The sequence below is a fragment of the Myroides sp. LoEW2-1 genome, from assembly GCF_009767705.1.
Taxonomy (GTDB): domain Bacteria; phylum Bacteroidota; class Bacteroidia; order Flavobacteriales; family Flavobacteriaceae; genus Flavobacterium; species Flavobacterium album_A.
In genome coordinates, this window is sequence record NZ_WSPP01000374.1 from 1 (window position 1) to 459 (window position 459).

The 459-nt window shown below is 29.6% G+C and carries 1 protein-coding gene; it reads right to left on the reverse strand.

Annotated features, from left to right (window positions below; all coding sequences use genetic code 11):
- A partial coding sequence (locus GOQ24_RS16125; RefSeq protein WP_208103240.1) for a TIR domain-containing protein occupies positions 1 to 427 on the reverse strand: 427 nt, incomplete at its 3' end.
- Positions 428 to 459 lie beyond the last annotated feature (32 nt).

Genomic DNA, 459 nt, shown 5'->3' on the forward strand with positions numbered 1-459 from the left:
AATATTCATAGCTTCCCCATTGATCTGGTAATACAACTGCTATAATACCGTTAGATAAACTAGTTCTACCACCTCGAGCATATTCTTTTAGAGAATAAGAAATCTCCCAAGGTATCCATTGATCTTTCTCTGAATGATAGGTTTTCATTCCTTTAGAAACCAAAATAATAGTAATAGAACTATCATAAATTTTATCACGTAAAGCTGATGCAATATATTCATCCGAAAAATCTGCTAAACTTTGACCATCATCCTCACCTTTATAGATATGATCCTCTTTATCTAATATTTCTGACAGCTCATTTACATAATGCCGAACTTTAGTTTGAACTTTTACATTTTGTCCAAACCAATTTTCTTCATAAATATTTAGATCCTGCACTTGTGTATCTCCATATTTATATGAAACAAATACTTTTCTTCCCATAATTTAAATTCTATCCATTAAAAAATTTTGAA